Annotated in this window: 15 protein-coding genes; 7 read left to right on the top strand and 8 right to left on the bottom strand. The window is 63.1% G+C overall.

Annotated features, from left to right (window positions below):
* Nucleotides 1-102 precede the first annotated feature (102 nt).
* On the bottom strand, nt 103-1662 hold the full coding sequence (locus tag ACK1U9_RS02745) for a sigma-54-dependent phenylalanine hydroxylase transcriptional regulator PhhR (RefSeq protein ID WP_025340129.1): 1560 nt from the start codon (nt 1660-1662) through the stop codon (nt 103-105).
* 256 nt (nt 1663-1918) lie between these two features.
* On the opposite strand from ACK1U9_RS02745, the gene phhA reads away from it, so the two are divergent.
* The 4 genes from phhA (at nt 1919) to ACK1U9_RS02725 (ending at nt 4710) form a co-directional block, all read left to right on the top strand.
* Nucleotides 1919-2707 carry a phenylalanine 4-monooxygenase gene (phhA, locus tag ACK1U9_RS02740; RefSeq protein WP_108481256.1) on the top strand — a complete coding sequence of 263 codons (789 nt, stop codon included), beginning with the start codon at nt 1919-1921 and terminating at the stop codon, nt 2705-2707.
* 39 nt (nt 2708-2746) lie between these two features.
* Nucleotides 2747-3103: a 4a-hydroxytetrahydrobiopterin dehydratase gene (locus ACK1U9_RS02735; RefSeq protein WP_008096719.1), complete on the top strand. Its 357-nt coding sequence runs from the start codon at nt 2747-2749 to the stop codon at nt 3101-3103.
* Between the two features lie 190 nt (nt 3104-3293).
* Nucleotides 3294-3422, top strand: a complete 129-nt coding sequence (locus tag ACK1U9_RS02730; protein ID WP_015271274.1) for a hypothetical protein — start codon at nt 3294-3296, stop codon at nt 3420-3422.
* A gap of 91 nt (nt 3423-3513) precedes the next feature.
* Nucleotides 3514-4710 carry an MFS transporter gene (locus ACK1U9_RS02725; RefSeq protein WP_108481257.1) on the top strand — a complete coding sequence of 399 codons (1197 nt, stop codon included), beginning with the start codon at nt 3514-3516 and terminating at the stop codon, nt 4708-4710.
* A 138-nt stretch (nt 4711-4848) separates the two neighbouring features.
* On the opposite strand, the gene ydiJ is transcribed toward ACK1U9_RS02725, so the two are convergent.
* The gene (gene ydiJ, locus ACK1U9_RS02720) at nt 4849-7869 is read right to left on the bottom strand and encodes a D-2-hydroxyglutarate dehydrogenase YdiJ (protein ID WP_108481258.1); all 3021 of its coding nucleotides are present in this window, start codon (nt 7867-7869) and stop codon (nt 4849-4851) included.
* Nucleotides 7870-8021: 152 nt separating this feature from the next.
* Between ydiJ and ACK1U9_RS02715 the strand changes: the two genes are divergently transcribed.
* The gene (locus tag ACK1U9_RS02715) at nt 8022-8906 is read left to right on the top strand and encodes a LysR substrate-binding domain-containing protein (protein WP_046614637.1); all 885 of its coding nucleotides are present in this window, start codon (nt 8022-8024) and stop codon (nt 8904-8906) included.
* A gap of 121 nt (nt 8907-9027) precedes the next feature.
* On the opposite strand, the gene ACK1U9_RS02710 is transcribed toward ACK1U9_RS02715, so the two are convergent.
* The 6 genes from ACK1U9_RS02710 to ACK1U9_RS02685 all read right to left on the bottom strand — a co-directional run bounded on the left by ACK1U9_RS02710 (nt 9028) and on the right by ACK1U9_RS02685 (nt 15542).
* Nucleotides 9028-10446 (bottom strand): amino acid permease, encoded by a 1419-nt coding sequence (locus tag ACK1U9_RS02710; RefSeq protein ID WP_178081825.1) that lies wholly within the window; start codon nt 10444-10446, stop codon nt 9028-9030.
* A 643-nt stretch (nt 10447-11089) separates the two neighbouring features.
* Nucleotides 11090-12157 carry a 23S rRNA pseudouridine(2605) synthase RluB gene (gene rluB / locus ACK1U9_RS02705; protein WP_108481259.1) on the bottom strand — a complete coding sequence of 356 codons (1068 nt, stop codon included), beginning with the start codon at nt 12155-12157 and terminating at the stop codon, nt 11090-11092.
* A gap of 273 nt (nt 12158-12430) precedes the next feature.
* Nucleotides 12431-13201, bottom strand: a complete 771-nt coding sequence (gene scpB / locus ACK1U9_RS02700; RefSeq protein WP_085602238.1) for an SMC-Scp complex subunit ScpB — start codon at nt 13199-13201, stop codon at nt 12431-12433.
* Nucleotides 13188-13913: a segregation and condensation protein A gene (locus ACK1U9_RS02695; RefSeq protein ID WP_178081826.1), complete on the bottom strand. Its 726-nt coding sequence runs from the start codon at nt 13911-13913 to the stop codon at nt 13188-13190. The genes scpB and ACK1U9_RS02695 overlap by 14 nt, the downstream gene beginning before the upstream one ends.
* 125 nt (nt 13914-14038) lie before the next feature.
* Entirely contained in the window at nt 14039-14668 is a 630-nt protein-coding gene (locus ACK1U9_RS02690) for an L-threonylcarbamoyladenylate synthase (protein WP_046614702.1), read from the bottom strand.
* A gap of 13 nt (nt 14669-14681) precedes the next feature.
* Nucleotides 14682-15542 carry a PHP domain-containing protein gene (locus tag ACK1U9_RS02685; protein WP_046614642.1) on the bottom strand — a complete coding sequence of 287 codons (861 nt, stop codon included), beginning with the start codon at nt 15540-15542 and terminating at the stop codon, nt 14682-14684.
* Between the two features lie 67 nt (nt 15543-15609).
* On the opposite strand from ACK1U9_RS02685, the gene ACK1U9_RS02680 reads away from it, so the two are divergent.
* Entirely contained in the window at nt 15610-16203 is a 594-nt protein-coding gene (locus tag ACK1U9_RS02680; RefSeq protein ID WP_046614643.1) for a septation protein A, read from the top strand.
* Nucleotide 16204: 1 nt separating this feature from the next.
* A partial coding sequence (locus ACK1U9_RS02675; RefSeq protein ID WP_449109692.1) for a YciI family protein occupies nt 16205-16406 on the top strand: 202 nt, incomplete at its 3' end.

Here is a 16406-nt window from a genome sequence, read left to right as displayed (position 1 = left end):
CCCACAGGGACCGTGCAGGCTTCAAGCCATGCGCAGTACCTGTGGGAGCGGCCTTGTGTCGCGAAAGGACTGCGCAGCAGTCCCGCCTTTTATATAGGCGGATTAATCTGCAGACTTGCCAAGTGAATAATCCCTCAACTTGTTGGCAATAGTCGTATGCGAAACACCCAGTCTTTTACCTAAAGCCCGACTACTGGGGAATTCCCCCATCAAACTTTCCAGCACCGCTTTTTCAAAGCGCCCGACAATCTGCGAAAGATCCCCGTCCAGCGAAAACTCACCCAGCGGTTGGCGCACACCGTAATCCGGCAAACGTATATGTTCACTTTTGACCACGCCGCCTTCGCATAACGATACCGCCTGGAACAACACGTTTTCCAACTGCCTTACATTACCCGGCCAATGATACTGCCCGAGTTTGTCCATTGCCGCCGGCGCCAGGCGCGGCATGGCGCAGCCGATCTGTCGGCTGGCCTGGTCAAGAAAGTGCTGCACCAGCCCTTCCAGGCCATCCATGCATTCGCGCAATGGCGGAATGTGCAGTGACAACACATTGAGCCGGTGATACAGGTCCTGGCGAAACTCGCCACGGGCACACAATTCGGACAAATCCACCTGGGTCGCGCAGATCACCCGCACATCCAGGTACACCTCTTCATCGCTGCCGACACGACGGAAGCAGCCATCCTGCAGAAAACGCAGCAGCTTCACCTGCAGACGCGGGCTCATCTCCCCTACCCCGTCAAGGAACAGCGTGCCGCCGGCGGTCAGCTCCAGCAGCCCCAGCTTGCCCTCGGCCCGCGCCCCTTCGAATGCCCCGGGGCCGTAACCGAACAGCTCGGTCTCGGCCATCGATTCGGGCAACCCGGCGCAGTTGAGCGCCATCAGCGGCGACTGGCCGCGCGGGCTGGCCAAATGGCAGGCACGCGCCAGCAACTCCTTGCCGGTGCCGGTCTCGCCCTCGATCAGCAATGGCGCATCCAGCGGCGCCATGCGCCGCGCCTCGCGTACCACCGCAGCCATCACCCGCGAACTCTGGAAGATACTGTCGAAACCGCGCAGCTCCTGCTTGCGTACGTTATAGATGCGCTCACCGATACGGTCGGCGCGGTGCAGGGTCAACACCGCGCCAGCCAGCGCCTCGCTGTCGTCGTGCTCGGACTGCAGCGGCGCGATATCGGCCAGGAACACATCGCCCTTGACCTTGATACGCAAGCCATTGATGCGCGACTTGTTGGCGCGCACCAGCTCTGGCAGGTCGAAGTCCTCCACATAGCGCGCCAGCGGCATGCCCGGCACTTCGTCCACACGCACCCCCAGCAGCTGCGCAGCAGCACGGTTGGCGGCAACGATGCTGCCGCCCATGTCGATCGACAGCACCGGGAAGTCCAGCGCCCCCAGCAGCGCATTCAGCTCCATGTGCCGGCGCTCGCTGGGCATCAGCCCCACGCGCTTGACACCGAATACTCCGGCAATCGCCTCGAACTTCGGCCGCAGCGCCTGGAACTGCAAATTGATCAGGTTCGGACAATGCAGGTAGATGGCGTTGCCATGGTCTCCACCCACCTCGCCGCGCAGCACGTTGATGCCGTACTCCACCAGCAGGTTGAGGATGTCGCGCAGGATGCCAATACGGTTCTGGCAATGCACTTTGATACGCATGAGGGCTCTCGAAGCGCCAATGTTTTTCAACACCGCGCGGAAAAGTCGTAAAGATAAGCTGACAAAACCAGCCGAAGCTTCGGCCAGATGCCTCGGATTTTCCGACACTTGCGCCTTTTTGTAAAATTATCGTTACGAAAACATTGCCCAAAGCCAGCCCAACCCACTGGTCCACCTCGTGCAAAGCGGCCGGTGAAGGGATATTCCTAAGGCATGTCCTGCACATAACAAGAAAAGCCCTCACCAGGAGAGCCACATGAAACAGACGCAATACGTGGCACGCGAGCCCGATGCGCATGGTTTTATCGATTACCCGCAGCAAGAGCATGCGGTATGGAACACCCTGATCACCCGTCAGCTGAAAGTGATCGAAGGCCGCGCGTGCCAGGAATACCTGGACGGCATCGACCAGCTCAAGCTGCCTCATGACCGTATTCCGCAACTGGGCGAGATCAACAAGGTGCTGGGCGCCACCACCGGTTGGCAGGTTGCCCGAGTCCCGGCGCTGATCCCCTTCCAGACCTTCTTCGAACTGCTGGCGAGCAAGCGCTTCCCGGTGGCCACCTTCATCCGTACCCCGGAAGAGCTCGACTACCTGCAAGAGCCCGATATCTTCCACGAGATCTTCGGCCACTGCCCGCTGCTGACCAACCCCTGGTTCGCCGAATTCACCCATACCTACGGCAAGCTCGGCCTGGCCGCGACCAAGGAACAACGCGTGTACCTGGCGCGCCTGTACTGGATGACCATCGAGTTCGGCCTGATGGAAACCGCGCAGGGCCGCAAGATCTATGGCGGCGGCATCCTCTCGTCACCAAAGGAGACCGTCTACAGTCTGTCTGGCGAACCCGAGCACCAGGCCTTCGACCCGATCGAAGCCATGCGCACACCGTACCGTATCGACATACTGCAGCCGTTGTATTTCGTACTGCCGAACATGAAGCACCTGTTCGACCTGGCCCACGAAGACATCATGGGCATGGTTCACAAAGCCATGCAGCTGGGCCTGCACGCACCGAAGTTTCCACCCAAGGTCGCTGCCTGAGCGACCTTGCCGATAACAACTCGAACCGGAAAACACCACATGAATGCCTTGAACCAAGCCCATTGCGAAGCCTGCCGCGCCGACGCACCGAAGGTCACCGACGACGAGCTGGCCGAGCTGATTCGCGAAATCCCGGACTGGAACATCGAAGTACGTGACGGCCACATGGAGCTGGAGCGCGTGTTCCTGTTCAAGAACTTCAAGCACGCCCTGGCGTTCACCAATGCCGTGGGCGAGATCGCCGAAGCCGAAGGCCACCATCCGGGCCTGCTGACCGAGTGGGGCAAGGTCACCGTGACCTGGTGGAGCCACTCGATCAAAGGCCTGCACCGCAATGACTTCATCATGTGCGCACGCACCGACAAGGTGGCGGAGACGGCTGAAGGCCGCAAGTAAGCACTGAAAGAATGGGGCCCGATGGCCCCATTTTTTATGGAAAACATGTCCGCTGTTCGCCCGCAAAACCGACAAGCGACCGCTAAAAAATCCAAACTGTCATCCAGACTTGTGTATCCTGCCCCAGCTTTGCAAAGCTTCAAACGCGCCTGGCGCAGACTTTTCACTCACACTTGCGAGGAACGACGAGATGCATGAAATCCCGAATCTTCCCTTCCCAAGCCTGAACCCAGAAGAGCCAACCGTGACCGTTCACGCCGAACCGGCAGCTGCCGTCGAGCAGGATGGTGACGATCAATCCAGCGCTGACCAGGAATAACCGCGCATCCCCCGACTGTGTGAAAACGGCTGACCTGCGGGCTACCCCCGTCATCACGTTTTCACACCGTCCAGAACCCACGTAGGCCCTCATGCCCCACTCACCGCACTTCCTTGCGGTCACCCTGCAAGTCGTCTCCATCGTCCTCTTCACCTTCATCGGCTACCTGAACATCGGCATCCCGCTGGCCGTATTGCCCGGCCATGTGCACAACGATCTGGGCTTCAGTGCCGTGGTCGCGGGGCTGGTGATCAGCGTGCAGTACCTGGCCACCCTGCTCAGCCGCCCCACCGCCAGCCGCATCATCGACAATCACGGTAGCAAGAAGGCGGTCATGTATGGCCTGGCCGGCTGCGGGCTCAGCGGGGTGTTCATGCTGGCCTGCGCCTTCCTCACCCACCTGCCCTGGCTGAGCCTGGCCTGCCTGCTGGTCGGCCGCCTGGTGCTCGGCAGCGCCGAAAGCCTGGTGGGCTCTGGCGCCATTGGCTGGGGCATTGGCCGTGTAGGTGCCGAAAACACGGCCAAGGTCATTTCCTGGAACGGCATCGCCAGCTATGGCGCGCTGGCCATCGGCGCTCCGCTGGGTGTGCTGATGGTCAGGAACCTGGGGCTGTGGAGCATGGGCGCGAGCATCATCCTGCTATGTGCGCTCGGGTTGCTGCTGGCCTGGCCCAAACAGGCCGCGCCGATCGTCAGTGGCGTGCGCCTGCCGTTCCTGCGGGTGCTGGGCAAGGTGTTCCCGCACGGCTCGGGGCTTGCCCTGGGCTCGATCGGCTTTGGCACCATCGCCACCTTCATCACCTTGTATTACGCCAGCCGCGGCTGGGCCAATGCGGCACTGACCCTGAGCCTGTTCGGCGCCAGCTTCATCAGCGCTCGGCTGCTGTTCGGCAACCTGATCAACCGGCTTGGCGGGTTCCGGGTGGCGATTGCCTGCCTGTCGGTGGAAACGCTTGGGCTGCTGATGCTGTGGCTGGCGCCCAGCGCCGAACTGGCGTTGGCAGGGGCCGCGCTGAGCGGGTTCGGCTTCTCGCTGGTGTTCCCGGCACTGGGGGTGGAGGCGGTGAACCAAGTGTCGGCGGCCAACCGCGGGGCGGCGGTGGGGGCTTATTCGCTATTCATCGATTTGTCGTTGGGGGTGACCGGGCCGCTGGTTGGCGCGGTGGCGGCGGGGTTCGGGTTTGCTTCGATGTTTCTGTTTGCGGCAGCGGCGGCGGCTTGCGGGCTGGTGTTGAGCCTGTATCTGTATCGGCAGGCATCATCTTCAAGGCATGCACGGGACTTGTAGGAGCAGCCTTGTGCTGCGAAGAGGCCATTACTGCCGAAGAAAACCTATTGGCTCTACCGGCCTCTTCGCAGCGCAAGGCTGCTCCTACAGGGACGGCGTAAACCAGGGGGCTGCAAGGCAGCCCCGAGGCCCTGATAGTCAGCGCTTGGCGTACTGCAGCACCACTTCCAGCGGGTGACGCATCTGCCTCTCGGTCATGCGCTTGACCTGGCTGCGGCACGAGTAACCTGTCGCCAACGGCTCGCCTTCCTTGTCCAGCTTGGTCGCCCACGACTGCTCGAAGATGGTCCGCGAGGTGTCCTGGTTGCGGGCCTCGTGCCCGTAGGTACCGGACATGCCGCAGCAGCCAGTCGCCTCGGTCACCAGCTTCAGGCCAAGGCGGGCGAACACCTGCTCCCACTGCCTGGTGCTGGCCGGTACGTTGGTCTTTTCGGTGCAGTGCGCCATCAGGCGGAAATTGCCCGGCGCGGTCGGTGCCTGCTCCGGCAGCACATCCATCAACCACTCCTGCGGCAACAGCACCTGCGGGCAGCCATCCAGGCCCGGCACTTTCTGGTACTCCTGGCGATACACCAGGGTCATCGCCGGGTCCAGGCCCACCAGCGGCACGCCGCACTCGGCCAGGGCCTTGAGCTGGGTGGCATTGCGGATCGCCGCCTTGGCGAACGCACCGAGGAAGCCCTGAACGTGCAGTGGCTTGCCGTTGGCACTGTACGGTGCCAGGAACACCCGGTGGCCCAGGCGGTGCGCCAGGTCGATGAAGGCCGACAGCAGCGGCGTCTCGAAGTAACGGGTAAAGGCATCTTGCACCAGCACGATGCTGCGTTCGCGCTGGGCCGGGGTCAGTTCACGCAGGGCCGGCACGCTGGCCACGCCGACGCGGCAGCGAGTCAGGGTGGCCTGGAAGTTGAAGCGGCTGATCAGTGGGCTGTCGACCATGCCAACCTTGTCGGCCAGCAGCTTGCTCACCCACTTCGAGCCCATCACCGCGTTGTACAGCCTGGGCGCGTGAGCCAGATACGGGATGGTGAACTCCAGCGAACCGATCAGGTAGTCACGCAACGGGCGCTGGTAACGGCCGTGGTACAGCTCGAGGAAGCGCGAGCGGAAGTCCGGCACGTTGACCTTGATCGGGCACTGCCCGGCGCACGACTTGCACGCCAGGCAGCCGGCCATGGCGTCGTACACCTCATGAGAGAAGTCTTCCTGGCCCTGGCTGCGCGCACGGTTGTTGCGCAGACGTGCCGGCAGGCCCTTGAGCCACGACACCTTGTTGCGCGCCGCCGCCAGCACGTCGATGTTGGCCTCGCCCTGCAGGCGCAGCCATTCGCGCATCAGCGAGGCACGGCCCTTGGGCGAATGCTGGCGTTCACGGGTGGCCTTCCACGACGGGCACATGGCGTCGTTGGGGTCGTAGTTGTAGCAGGCGCCGTTGCCGTTGCAGTGCACGGCGCTAGGGAAGTCCTGCCACACGCGTTCGTCGATAGTACGGTCGAGGTCACCGCGCAGCGTCACACCATCGACCTTGGTCAGGCCCTCGGCGCTGCCTGGCGGGGTGCAGATCTTGCCCGGGTTGAGCTGGTTGTGCGGGTCAAAAGCACCCTTCAGGCGCTGCAGCGCCGGGTACAGCTCGCCGAAGTACTCCGGCACATATTCCGAACGCAGGCCCTTGCCGTGCTCGCCCCACAGCAAGCCACCATAGCTTTTGGTCAGCGCCGCCACTGCGTCGGAAATCGGCTTGACCAGTGCGGCCTGGGCCGGGTCCTTCATGTCCAGTGCCGGGCGCACGTGCAGCACACCGGCATCGACGTGGCCGAACATGCCGTAGGCCAGGCCGTAGCCATCGAGCAGTGCACGGAAGTCGGCGATGTAGTCGGCCAGTTGCTCCGGCGGCACCGCGGTGTCTTCCACGAACGGTTGCGGGCGCACTTCGCCCTCGACGTTGCCCAGCAGGCCCACCGAACGTTTACGCATGGTGTAGACGCGGGTCACCGCCTCGGCGCCCTCGGCCAGGGTGTGGCCCAGGCGCTCGACGCTGGTGTCGTTCTGCAGGTGCTGGATGAACGCTTGCACCTTGGCATTGACCTCGGCCGGCTCGTCGCCACAGAACTCCACCAGGTTGATGCCCAGGGTCGGGCGCTCGGGGTCGGCCGGGAAGTATTCAGCGACGCTGTGCCAGACGATGTCCTTCATCGCCAGCATCAGCACCTTGGAGTCGACGGTCTCGATCGACAGCGGCTTGTGCGCCATCAGCGCGTTGGCATCACGCAGGGCATCCATGAAGCTGGTGTAACGCACGTTGACCAGCACGGCGTACTTGGGAATCGGCAGCACATTGAGCTTGGCTTCGACCACATAACCCAGCGAGCCCTCGGCACCGCACAGCACGCTGTTGAGGTTGAAGCGGCCCTGCTCGTCGCGCAGGTGCGCCAGGTCGTAGCCGGTCAGGCAACGGTTGAGCTTGGGGAAGGTGGTTTCGATGAGGTCGGCCTGTGTTTCCTGAATCTCCCGGGCCATGCGGTACACCTCGCCGACCCGGCCGGGCGCGGCACAGGCCTGTTCCAGCGCGGCATCGTCGATCGGCAGGCTGTGCAGGCGCTCGCCACCGAGCAGCACACTGTGCAGCTCCAGTACGTGATCGCGGGTCTTGCCATAGGTACAGCTCCCCTGGCCACTGGCATCGGTGTTGATCATGCCGCCGACAGTGGCACGGTTGGAGGTGGACAGCTCGGGGGCGAAGAACAGCCCGTGCGGCTTGAGCGCGGCGTTGAGCTGGTCCTTGACGGTACCGGCCTGCACCCGCACCCAGCGTTCCTCGACGTTGATTTCGAGAATCTTGTTCATGTGCCGCGACAGGTCGACGACGATGCCGTCGGTCAGCGACTGCCCGTTGGTGCCGGTACCACCGCCGCGCGGGGTCAGCTTGACCTGCTGGAAGCGCTCCTCGGCCATCAGCGTGGCGACCCGCGCCACATCGTCGGCGTCCAGCGGGAACACCGCCGCCTGTGGCAAGCGCTGGTAGATCGAGTTGTCGGTGGCCAGCACCGTGCGGGTACCGTAGTCGGCACTGATCTGGCCACGGAAGCCGCTGTTGCGCAGGGCTTCGAGGAATTCGGGGTAGTTGGCGCTCGGGGCAACGGTCGGCAGCTGGGCGATCATCGAAGGATGGCCTCTTGATATTGGCTAATTCACGGGATTCCTGTCGTTCCGGCATGAGTGTTGGCATGCGGAGGTGACGTGCAGGCCAATGTTCCTGTAGTTTTGCTTCAGGGGCAAACGGATAATCCTGCCGCTATCAATGACTTTCATGAATGAATTACCGCCATCTGACCCCATCCATGTCGCTGCTACTGGCTTTCGAGGCTGCCGCCCGGCATGAAAGCTACACCCGCGCCGCCGCCGAGCTGTCGCTGACCCAGAGCGCGGTCAGCCGCCAGGTGCAGGCGCTGGAGCAGCAACTGGGTCTGACCCTGTTCCGCCGCGAGGGGCGCCAGGTGCAGCTGACCGATGTCGGCCGCCTGTACCAGCGCGAGCTCAGCGAGGCACTGGGGCGCATCCGCAGTGCCACCTTGCAGGCATTGGCCTACCAGTCGGGGGTGGGCACCCTGCGCCTGGCCACACTGCCCACCTTCGGCTCGAAATGGCTGCTGCCACGGCTGCACGCCTTCTACAGCGCTCACCCGGGCATGCTGGTGCACATACATTCACGCATCGAAGCCATCAACTTCGACACCAGCGAGATCGATGCCGCCATCGGCGTGGCCAGCCACGACTTGCCGGGGTTGATCTGCCATCGCCTGCATGCCGAGGAACTGGTGGTGATATTGCCGCCGGAGGCTGGCGCGGACAGCCAGGGCTGGAGCCCTGCACGCATCAGTGAAGAGGTGCTGCTGAATGTGGCCAACAATCCGCATGCCTGGGGCGAGTGGTTCTCGCACCATGGCCTGGCGCACCGGGCGATGCGCCTGGGGCCGAGCTTCGAGTTGACCTCGCACCTGATCCAGGCGGTACGGGCCGGGATCGGCATCGGCCTGGTGCCGCGCATACTGGTGGAGGAAGAACTGGCCAAGGGTGAGCTGCACAGCCCCGGGGTGGCATTTGCCAGCCAGCGCAGTTATTACCTGATCTACCCACCGCGCAATGAGGCGTTGCCGTCGCTGCGGGCGTTTCGCAGTTGGTTGCTGGAGCAGATCTGATTTTTGCCTGTACCGGCCCCTTCGCGGGTAAACCCGCTCCCCGCGAAGGGGCCGGTACAGGCAATAAAAAACCCGAAGCCAGTTCCTGACTTCGGGTTATTTGTACGCTACCTGCAGCGCCTTACTTGGCGACGCTACCAGCAGCCCCAAGGGCCTGCGCCCTGCGACGCGGCTTGACCATGTAGACCACGAACATGGCGAACAGCCACACCGGTATCGCATACACGGAAACCTGGATACCCGGGATCATCAGCATGATGCCCAGGATCAGCACCACGAACGCCAGGCAGATGTAGTTGCCGTAGGGGTACCACAGCGCCTTGAACAGCGGCTTCTGGCCAGTGCGGTCCAGGTGCTGGCGGAACTTCAGGTGCGAGTAGCTGATCATCGCCCAGTTGATCACCAGGGTGGCCACCACCAGCGACATCAGCAGCTCCAGCGCGTTTTGCGGCATCAGGTAGTTGAGCAGCACCGCGATCAGCGTCACGCCTGCCGACACCAGGATCGAGCGCACCGGCACACCACGGCTGTCGACCTTGGCCAGCGACGCCGGGGCATCGCCCTGCTCGGCCATGCCCAGCAGCATGCGGGCGTTGCAGTAGGTGCCGCTGTTGTACACCGAAAGCGCTGCAGTCAGGACCACGAAGTTCAGCAGGTGCGCAGCCACGTCACTGCCCAGCAGCGAGAACACCTGCACGAACGGGCTGCTGCCATAGCTGCCGCCAGACGCATCGATGCTGGCGACCAGGTTGTCCCATGGGGTCAGCGACAGCAGCACCACCAGGGCACCGACATAGAAGATCAGGATACGGTAGATGACCTGGTTGATCGCCTTGGGGATCACGGTCTTCGGCTTGTCGGCCTCGGCGGCGGTGAAACCGAGCATTTCCAGGCCACCGAAGGAGAACATGATGAAGGCCAGGGCCATTACCAGCCCGCTGACACCGTTCGGGAAGAAGCCGCCGTGAGACCACAGGTTGGCCACGGTGGCTTCAGGGCCGCCGCTGCCGCTGGTCAGCAGGTAGGCACCCAGGCCGATCATGCTGACGATGGCCACCACCTTGATGATGGCAAACCAGAATTCGGCCTCACCGAAGAACTTCACGTTCATCAGGTTGATGGCGTTGATCAGCACGAAGAACGCTGCCGCCGTGACCCAGGTGGGGATCTCCGGCCACCAGTAGTGGACATACTTGCCGACCGCCGAAAGCTCCGACATGCCCACCAGGATGTACAGCACCCAGCAGTTCCAGCCCGACAGGAAGCCGGCGAAACCACCCCAGTAGGTGTGGGCGAAATGGCTGAACGAGCCGGCCACTGGCTCTTCGACGATCATTTCGCCGAGTTGGCGCATGATCATGAAGGCGATGAAGCCGCAGATGGCGTAACCAAGGATCATCGACGGGCCAGCGGATTTCATCACGCCTGCCGAGCCGAGGAACAGGCCGGTACCAATCGCACCGCCGAGGGCGATCAACTGGATATGGCGGTTCTTCAGGCCCCGCTTGAGCTCGCCTGAATGCATGTTTTGTCCACTCATGAACGAAGTCACCTGCATTGTTTTTATCTGTGACGGAATCGGACCCACCGCGCTCGTGGCGCAGCGGAATGGGCAAGGTGGTTACCTTGGGTTTCCTGATCTCAGGTGCCGCCGGGGCGGGTCAACCAGGCGTGATCAAGAGTGCGCGGTACGCAAAGGAGTCACAGGTAAAACGCGGCGCACTGTATACCCCTGCAAACGCGCAGGCGTCAACGCGTTGCATCGTTTCCTCGGGAAAAAACGCAGCGATCCTGTGGTGTGGGCCTTGAAAGGCGGAGTGATCGGCGTACATGGCGCCTCCATTTGTTGTTTTATCAGCCTGGCTCTGTGGACCGGCTTTTGCACACGGCAATGGCGGCTATAACACCGTGGGGCGGGGCTTTGGGCAAGGGTGGGTGGGGCGTGGCTGGCTGTTTTGACGAGGTGTCGGCGGCAAGGTTTGTTTACACGATTCGACCTAATCTGAAATCCGGGCTGAAACCGCCCACATTCGTACAGTTTTCTTTACGGAGTGGTTCGGGAACTTGCCAGTCGTCCGAAAATTCTTTTTGTTCAATATCTTGGGGCTGCTGCGCAGCCCCAAATTCTCACAGGCATAAAAAAACCAGCCCGAAGGCTGGTTCTGTTTCAACGCAAAGGCCAATCAGCCACGCGGTTTGCCGCGGCCACGCCCTGCCGGCTTGTCACCGTCAGGCTTGGCCGGACGCTTGCGCATCTCGCTCGGGCGCTCGGCCACGGTGCTGCCACGGCCGGTCTTGCGCGGGGCCTCTTCACGCGGCTGGCGCGCCGGGCGTTCGCCGGCAGCAGCACCTTCGTGAGCCGGGCGCAGGTTGCGCACGCGCTCGCCACGGCCCAGCGGGCGGGTCGACTTGCGCTGCAGGCGCTCCATCTTGTCCTTGGCCTTGAGCTTCATGGCTGGCAGCGCCACCGGCTGCAGGCCCACTTCAGCAGCAAGGATGTCGATTTCGCCCTGGGTCATTTCACGCCAGCGGCCCATCGGCAGGTCGGAGTTGAGGAACACCGGGCCGAAACGCACGCGCTTCAGGCGGCTGACCACCATGCCCTGGGACTCCCACAGGCGACGCACTTCACGGTTGCGGCCTTCCATCACCACGCAGTGGTACCAGTGGTTGAAGCCTTCGCCACCGGGTGCCTTCTGGATGTCGGTGAACTTGGCCGGGCCGTCTTCCAGCATAACGCCGGCCTTCAGGCGCTCGATCATCTCGTCATCGACCTCACCACGCACACGTACCGCGTACTCACGGTCCATCTCGTAGGACGGGTGCATCAGGCGGTTGGCCAGTTCACCGTCGGTGGTGAACAGCAGCAGGCCGGTGGTGTTGATGTCAAGGCGGCCGATGTTGATCCAGCGGCCTTCTTTCGGCCGTGGCAGGCGGTCGAACACGGTCGGGCGACCTTCCGGGTCGTCACGGGTGCAGATTTCGCCATCGGGCTTGTTGTACATGATCACCCGGCGGGTGGCCTCGGCGGCCTCTTCGCGCTTGATCAGCTTGCCATCCACGGCAATGGCGTCGTGCAGGTCGACGCGCTGGCCGAGGGTGGCCTCGACGCCGTTGACCTTGATGCGGCCCTGGCTGATCCAGGCCTCGACGTCACGGCGCGAGCCAACGCCAATGCGCGCCAGCACTTTCTGCAGCTTTTCGCCGGATGGAGGGGTGATTTCGGTATCTTGCAGGTCTTGCTCACTCATCTGGGCACCTCCCGGTGTAGGAATGAAATATGGGTTCTGGCGACGAACACGCCAAAAGGCCGCGCATCATACGCGGTTCGGCGGGGGAACGCACTGGAGGGTAGAGGGTTTTGTGGGCTTTGCGAGGGGTTTCTGCCTAATGGTGGTGTATTGGCAATGCAGGCCCTTTCGCGGGTAAACCCGCTCCCACAGGTACAGCACCACATTCAGAAGCTGTGGTATCCCTGTGGGAGCGGGTTCACCCGCGAAGAGGCCGGTACAGGCAACTGCAGATCAGGGCTGCAACTTGCCCTCTTCCTCCACCGAGGCCTCAGTCTCTTCCTCGCGCAAATCATCAAAATCGGTCTTCAGCCCTTCTTCCATCGCATCGAGCTCCACCAGCAGGCTTCGGAAGCTGGTCTCCTCCTTCGGCTCGGCAACCTCCTCCTCTTCCGCAAGGCTGGCATCAGCCAAAGCCTGCAGGTGCGCTGGCACAGGCGCATCGTCCGGGTCGAGCAGCGGCTCGGGCTCCATCTCCCGCAGCTCGGCCAAGGCTGGCAGCTCATCCAGGCTCTTGAGGTTGAAATGGTCGAGAAACGCCTTGGTAGTGGCGAACATCGCCGGCCGCCCGGGCACTTCGCGGTAGCCGACCACACGGATCCACTCGCGCTCCATCAAGGTCTTGATGATATTGCTGTTCACCGCCACGCCACGCACATCCTCGATTTCGCCACGGGTAATGGGCTGGCGGTAGGCGATCAAGGCCAAGGTTTCCAGCAGCGCGCGCGAGTAGCGCTGCGGGCGTTCTTCCCACAGGCGCCCGACCCACGGCGCAAAGTCTTCGCGAATCTGCAGGCGGTAACCGCTGGCCACCTCCTTGAGTTCGAAGGCGCGGCCATTGCACGACTCGCCCAGCAGCTCCAGAGCGTGCCTGAAGGCCTTGGGTTCCGGTCGTTCGGCTTCCTCGAACAGCTCGTACAGGCGCTCCAGGGATTGTGGCTTGCCCGAGGCCAGCAGGAAGGCTTCGATCAGCGACGCCAGGTCGCGGGGTTCATTCAGGTTCATCAGGTTCTTCAACAAGCGCCGGGCGTAGCCGCACGTGGATGGCGGCGAAGGGTTCATTCTGCACCAGTTCGATCAGCGATTCCTTCACCAACTCGAGAATCGCCATGAAGGTCACCACCACGCCCAGCTTGCCCTCCTCGGCAGCAAAGAGGTCGACGAACGGCACGAAACCGCCGCCCTTCAGGCGTTCCAGCACCTGGCTCATGCGCTCGCGGGTGGACAACGTCTCGCGGGTGATCTGATGGCTTTCGAACAGGTCGTTGCGGCGCATCACCTCGGCCATCGACACCAGCAGCTCTTCCAGGCTGACCTGGGGCAAAAGCTTGCGCACCTTGGCCTGCGGTGCCTCCAGGCGCGGCACCACTACCTCGCGGCCAACCCGTGGCAATTCATCGATACCTTCGGCGGCGGCCTTGAAGCGCTCGTACTCCTGCAGCCGGCGGATCAGTTCGGCGCGCGGGTCACCCTCCTCCTCTTCGACGTCGGCCGAGCGCGGCAGCAACATGCGCGACTTGATCTCGGCGAGCATGGCAGCCATCACCAGGTATTCAGCGGCCAGTTCCAGGCGCACGCTCTTCATCAGTTCCACGTAGCCCATGTACTGGCGAGTGATTTCCGCCACCGGGATGTCGAGGATGTCGATGTTCTGCTTGCGGATCAGGTACAGCAACAGGTCCAGCGGGCCTTCAAAGGCTTCGAGGATGACTTCCAGGGCGTCCGGCGGGATGTACAGGTCCAGGGGCAGCTCGGTCAGGGCCTCGCCATAGACCAGGGCCAACTGCAGCTGTCGAGGTACCTCGGCCTGCTCGGCCGGCGCCTCGGGTGCTTCCGCCTGACTCACGCGTTGACCAGGAACGGCGTGGGGTCGCCGCAGCCTTCACGGACCAGCTCCGGCTCATCGCCGGACAGGTCGATGATGGTCGATGCCTTGAGGTCACCGAAACCGCCGTCGATTACCAGGTCCACATGATGCTCCAGGCGCTCGCGGATCTCGTAAGGGTCGGTCATCGGCTCGTCGTCACCCGGCAGGATCAGGCTCACGCTCATCAGCGGCTCGCCCAGTTCGGCCAGCAGGGCCAGGGTGATGGCATGGTCCGGCACGCGCAAGCCGATGGTGCGGCGCTTTTCGTGCAGCAGCAGGCGCGGCACCTCGCGGGTGCCATTGAGGATGAAGGTGTAAGGCCCGGGCACATGGGCCTTGAGCAGGCGGAAGGTGCCGGTGTCGACCTTGGCGTACAACCCCAGCTGCGACATGTCGCAGCACATAAGGGTGAAGTTGTGGGTCTTGTCCAGGCCACGCAGGCGCCGCACCCGCTCGATCGCTGCCTTGTTGCCGATCTGGCACCCCAGGGCATAGGCCGAGTCGGTCGGATACACCACCACGCCGCCCTTGCGAATGATCTCGACGGCCTGTTTGATCAGGCGCGCCTGCGGATTCTCCGCATGAATCTGGAAAAATTGGCTCACGTAGTCATCCTGTTCATACCGCCAAAGGCTGTTCATGACTGAATCGGCGCCACAGAGGTGGCAGGTCCTCGGGCAAAGGCCGGTAGGCACCGATCTCGCCCCAGGTGCCGGGGCCGTGGAAGTCACTGCCGGCGCTTGCCAGCAGGCCGAACTCACGGGTGAGGATGGACATGGTGCCCACCTGCTCGGCAGGCATCATCCCGTTGACCACTTCAAGCGCCTGCCCGCCTGCCTGAATATAGTCGGCAATCAGCCTTCTGCGCTTGCTGCGGGTCAGATCGTAGTGCATGGGATGCGCCAGGCTCACCCAAGCGTTGGACTGCCGCAGGGTGGCAACGGTTTCGTCAAGGGTCGGCCAGTGCTGTTTGACGTCCCCCAGCTTGCCGGCCCCCAGCCATTTGCGAAACGCCTCGCCGCGGTCCTTGACGTGCCCGGCACGCACCAGGTACTCCGCAAAATGCGGCCGCGCCGGGGCGTTGCCGCTATCGCCCAGTTCGTGCTGCACGGCGCGGGCGCCGTCGAGGGTACCAGGCATGCCCTTGGCCGCCAGCCGTTTGTCGATTTCTTCGGCGCGCAGCCAGCGGCCATGGTGCAGCGCTTCGATCGCCGCCAGCAGGGGTGGCGCGTCGAGCGGGAAGTCATAGCCCAGCACATGGATGGTCGCGCCACCCCAGGTGCACGACAGCTCTACCCCGCTGACCCAGTGCATGCCCCTGTCGCGGCAGGCCTGGCGCGCCTCGGGCAGGCCTTCGATGGTGTCATGGTCGGTCAGTGCCAGCGTTTGCACCCCGTGCTCATGGGCCCGGGCGACCAGTGTCGAGGGCGACAGGGCGCCGTCGGAGGCCGTGCTGTGACAGTGCAGATCAACATTCATGGAGGAGCGCTTTCGCTGGAATCGATGTTTGTTATTATGCCGTCACATCCCGATTCTGGCTGCCATTGTGAAACAATTCATCGATTTCATCCCGCTGCTGCTGTTCTTCATCGTCTACAAGCTCGACCCGCGTCCCATGGAAGTCGCCGGCCACAGCTTCGAATTCGGCGGCATCTACAGTGCAACGGCCATGCTGATCATCAGCTCGCTGGTAGTCTACGGCGCGCTGTTCCTGCGCCAGCGCAAGCTGGAAAAGGGCCAGTGGCTGACTCTGATAGCCTGCCTGGTGTTCGGCGGCCTGACCCTGACCTTCCACAGCGAAACCTTCCTGAAATGGAAGGCGCCGGTGGTGAACTGGCTGTTCGCACTGGGCTTCGCCGGCAGCCACTTCATCGGCGATCGGGTGCTGATCAAGCGCATCATGGGCCACGCCCTGAGCCTGCCCGATGCCATCTGGACCCGCCTGAACCTGGCCTGGATCGGCTTCTTCCTGTTCTGCGGCGCGGCCAACCTGTTCGTTGCCTTCACCTTCCAGGACTTCTGGGTCGACTTCAAGGTATTCGGCAGCCTGGGCATGACCGTGATGTTCCTCGTGGCGCAGGGCGTGTACCTGTCGCGCCACCTGCACGACGACCCTTCTACCTCCAAACCCAAGGATTGACATGCTCTACGCCATCATCGCCAGCGACGTCGCAAACTCCCTGGAAAAACGCCTGGCCGCCCGCCCGGCGCACATCGAACGCCTGCAGCAGCTGAAGGCGGAGGGCCGCGTGGTACTGGCCGGCCCGCACCCGGCGATCGACAGCAACGACCCGGGCGAAGCGGGTTTCAGCGGTAGCCTGATCGTTGCCGAGTTCGACTCCC

The organism is Pseudomonas sp. XP1 (assembly GCF_053557675.1).
The sequence above is the reverse complement of the archived record's forward strand: the minus strand, read 5'-3'. Positions and strand labels throughout refer to the sequence as shown.

Bases quoted from the DNA above. Each gene is read 5' to 3' on its own strand.
- ACK1U9_RS02745 (WP_025340129.1), bottom strand. From the start codon at position 1,662: ATGCGTATCAAAGTGCATTGCCAGAACCGTATTGGCATCCTGCGCGAC.
- scpB (WP_085602238.1), bottom strand. From the start codon at position 13,201: ATGAACCTGAATGAACCCCGCGACCTGGCGTCGCTGATCGAAGCCTTC.
- phhA (WP_108481256.1), top strand. From the start codon at position 1,919: ATGAAACAGACGCAATACGTGGCACGCGAGCCCGATGCGCATGGTTTT.
- ACK1U9_RS02735 (WP_008096719.1), top strand. From the start codon at position 2,747: ATGAATGCCTTGAACCAAGCCCATTGCGAAGCCTGCCGCGCCGACGCA.
- rluB (WP_108481259.1), bottom strand. From the start codon at position 12,157: ATGAGTGAGCAAGACCTGCAAGATACCGAAATCACCCCTCCATCCGGC.
- ACK1U9_RS02730 (WP_015271274.1), top strand. From the start codon at position 3,294: ATGCATGAAATCCCGAATCTTCCCTTCCCAAGCCTGAACCCAGAAGAG.
- ACK1U9_RS02710 (WP_178081825.1), bottom strand. From the start codon at position 10,446: ATGAGTGGACAAAACATGCATTCAGGCGAGCTCAAGCGGGGCCTGAAG.
- ACK1U9_RS02685 (WP_046614642.1), bottom strand. From the start codon at position 15,542: ATGAATGTTGATCTGCACTGTCACAGCACGGCCTCCGACGGCGCCCTG.
- ydiJ (WP_108481258.1), bottom strand. From the start codon at position 7,869: ATGATCGCCCAGCTGCCGACCGTTGCCCCGAGCGCCAACTACCCCGAA.
- ACK1U9_RS02715 (WP_046614637.1), top strand. From the start codon at position 8,022: ATGAATTACCGCCATCTGACCCCATCCATGTCGCTGCTACTGGCTTTC.
- ACK1U9_RS02725 (WP_108481257.1), top strand. From the start codon at position 3,514: ATGCCCCACTCACCGCACTTCCTTGCGGTCACCCTGCAAGTCGTCTCC.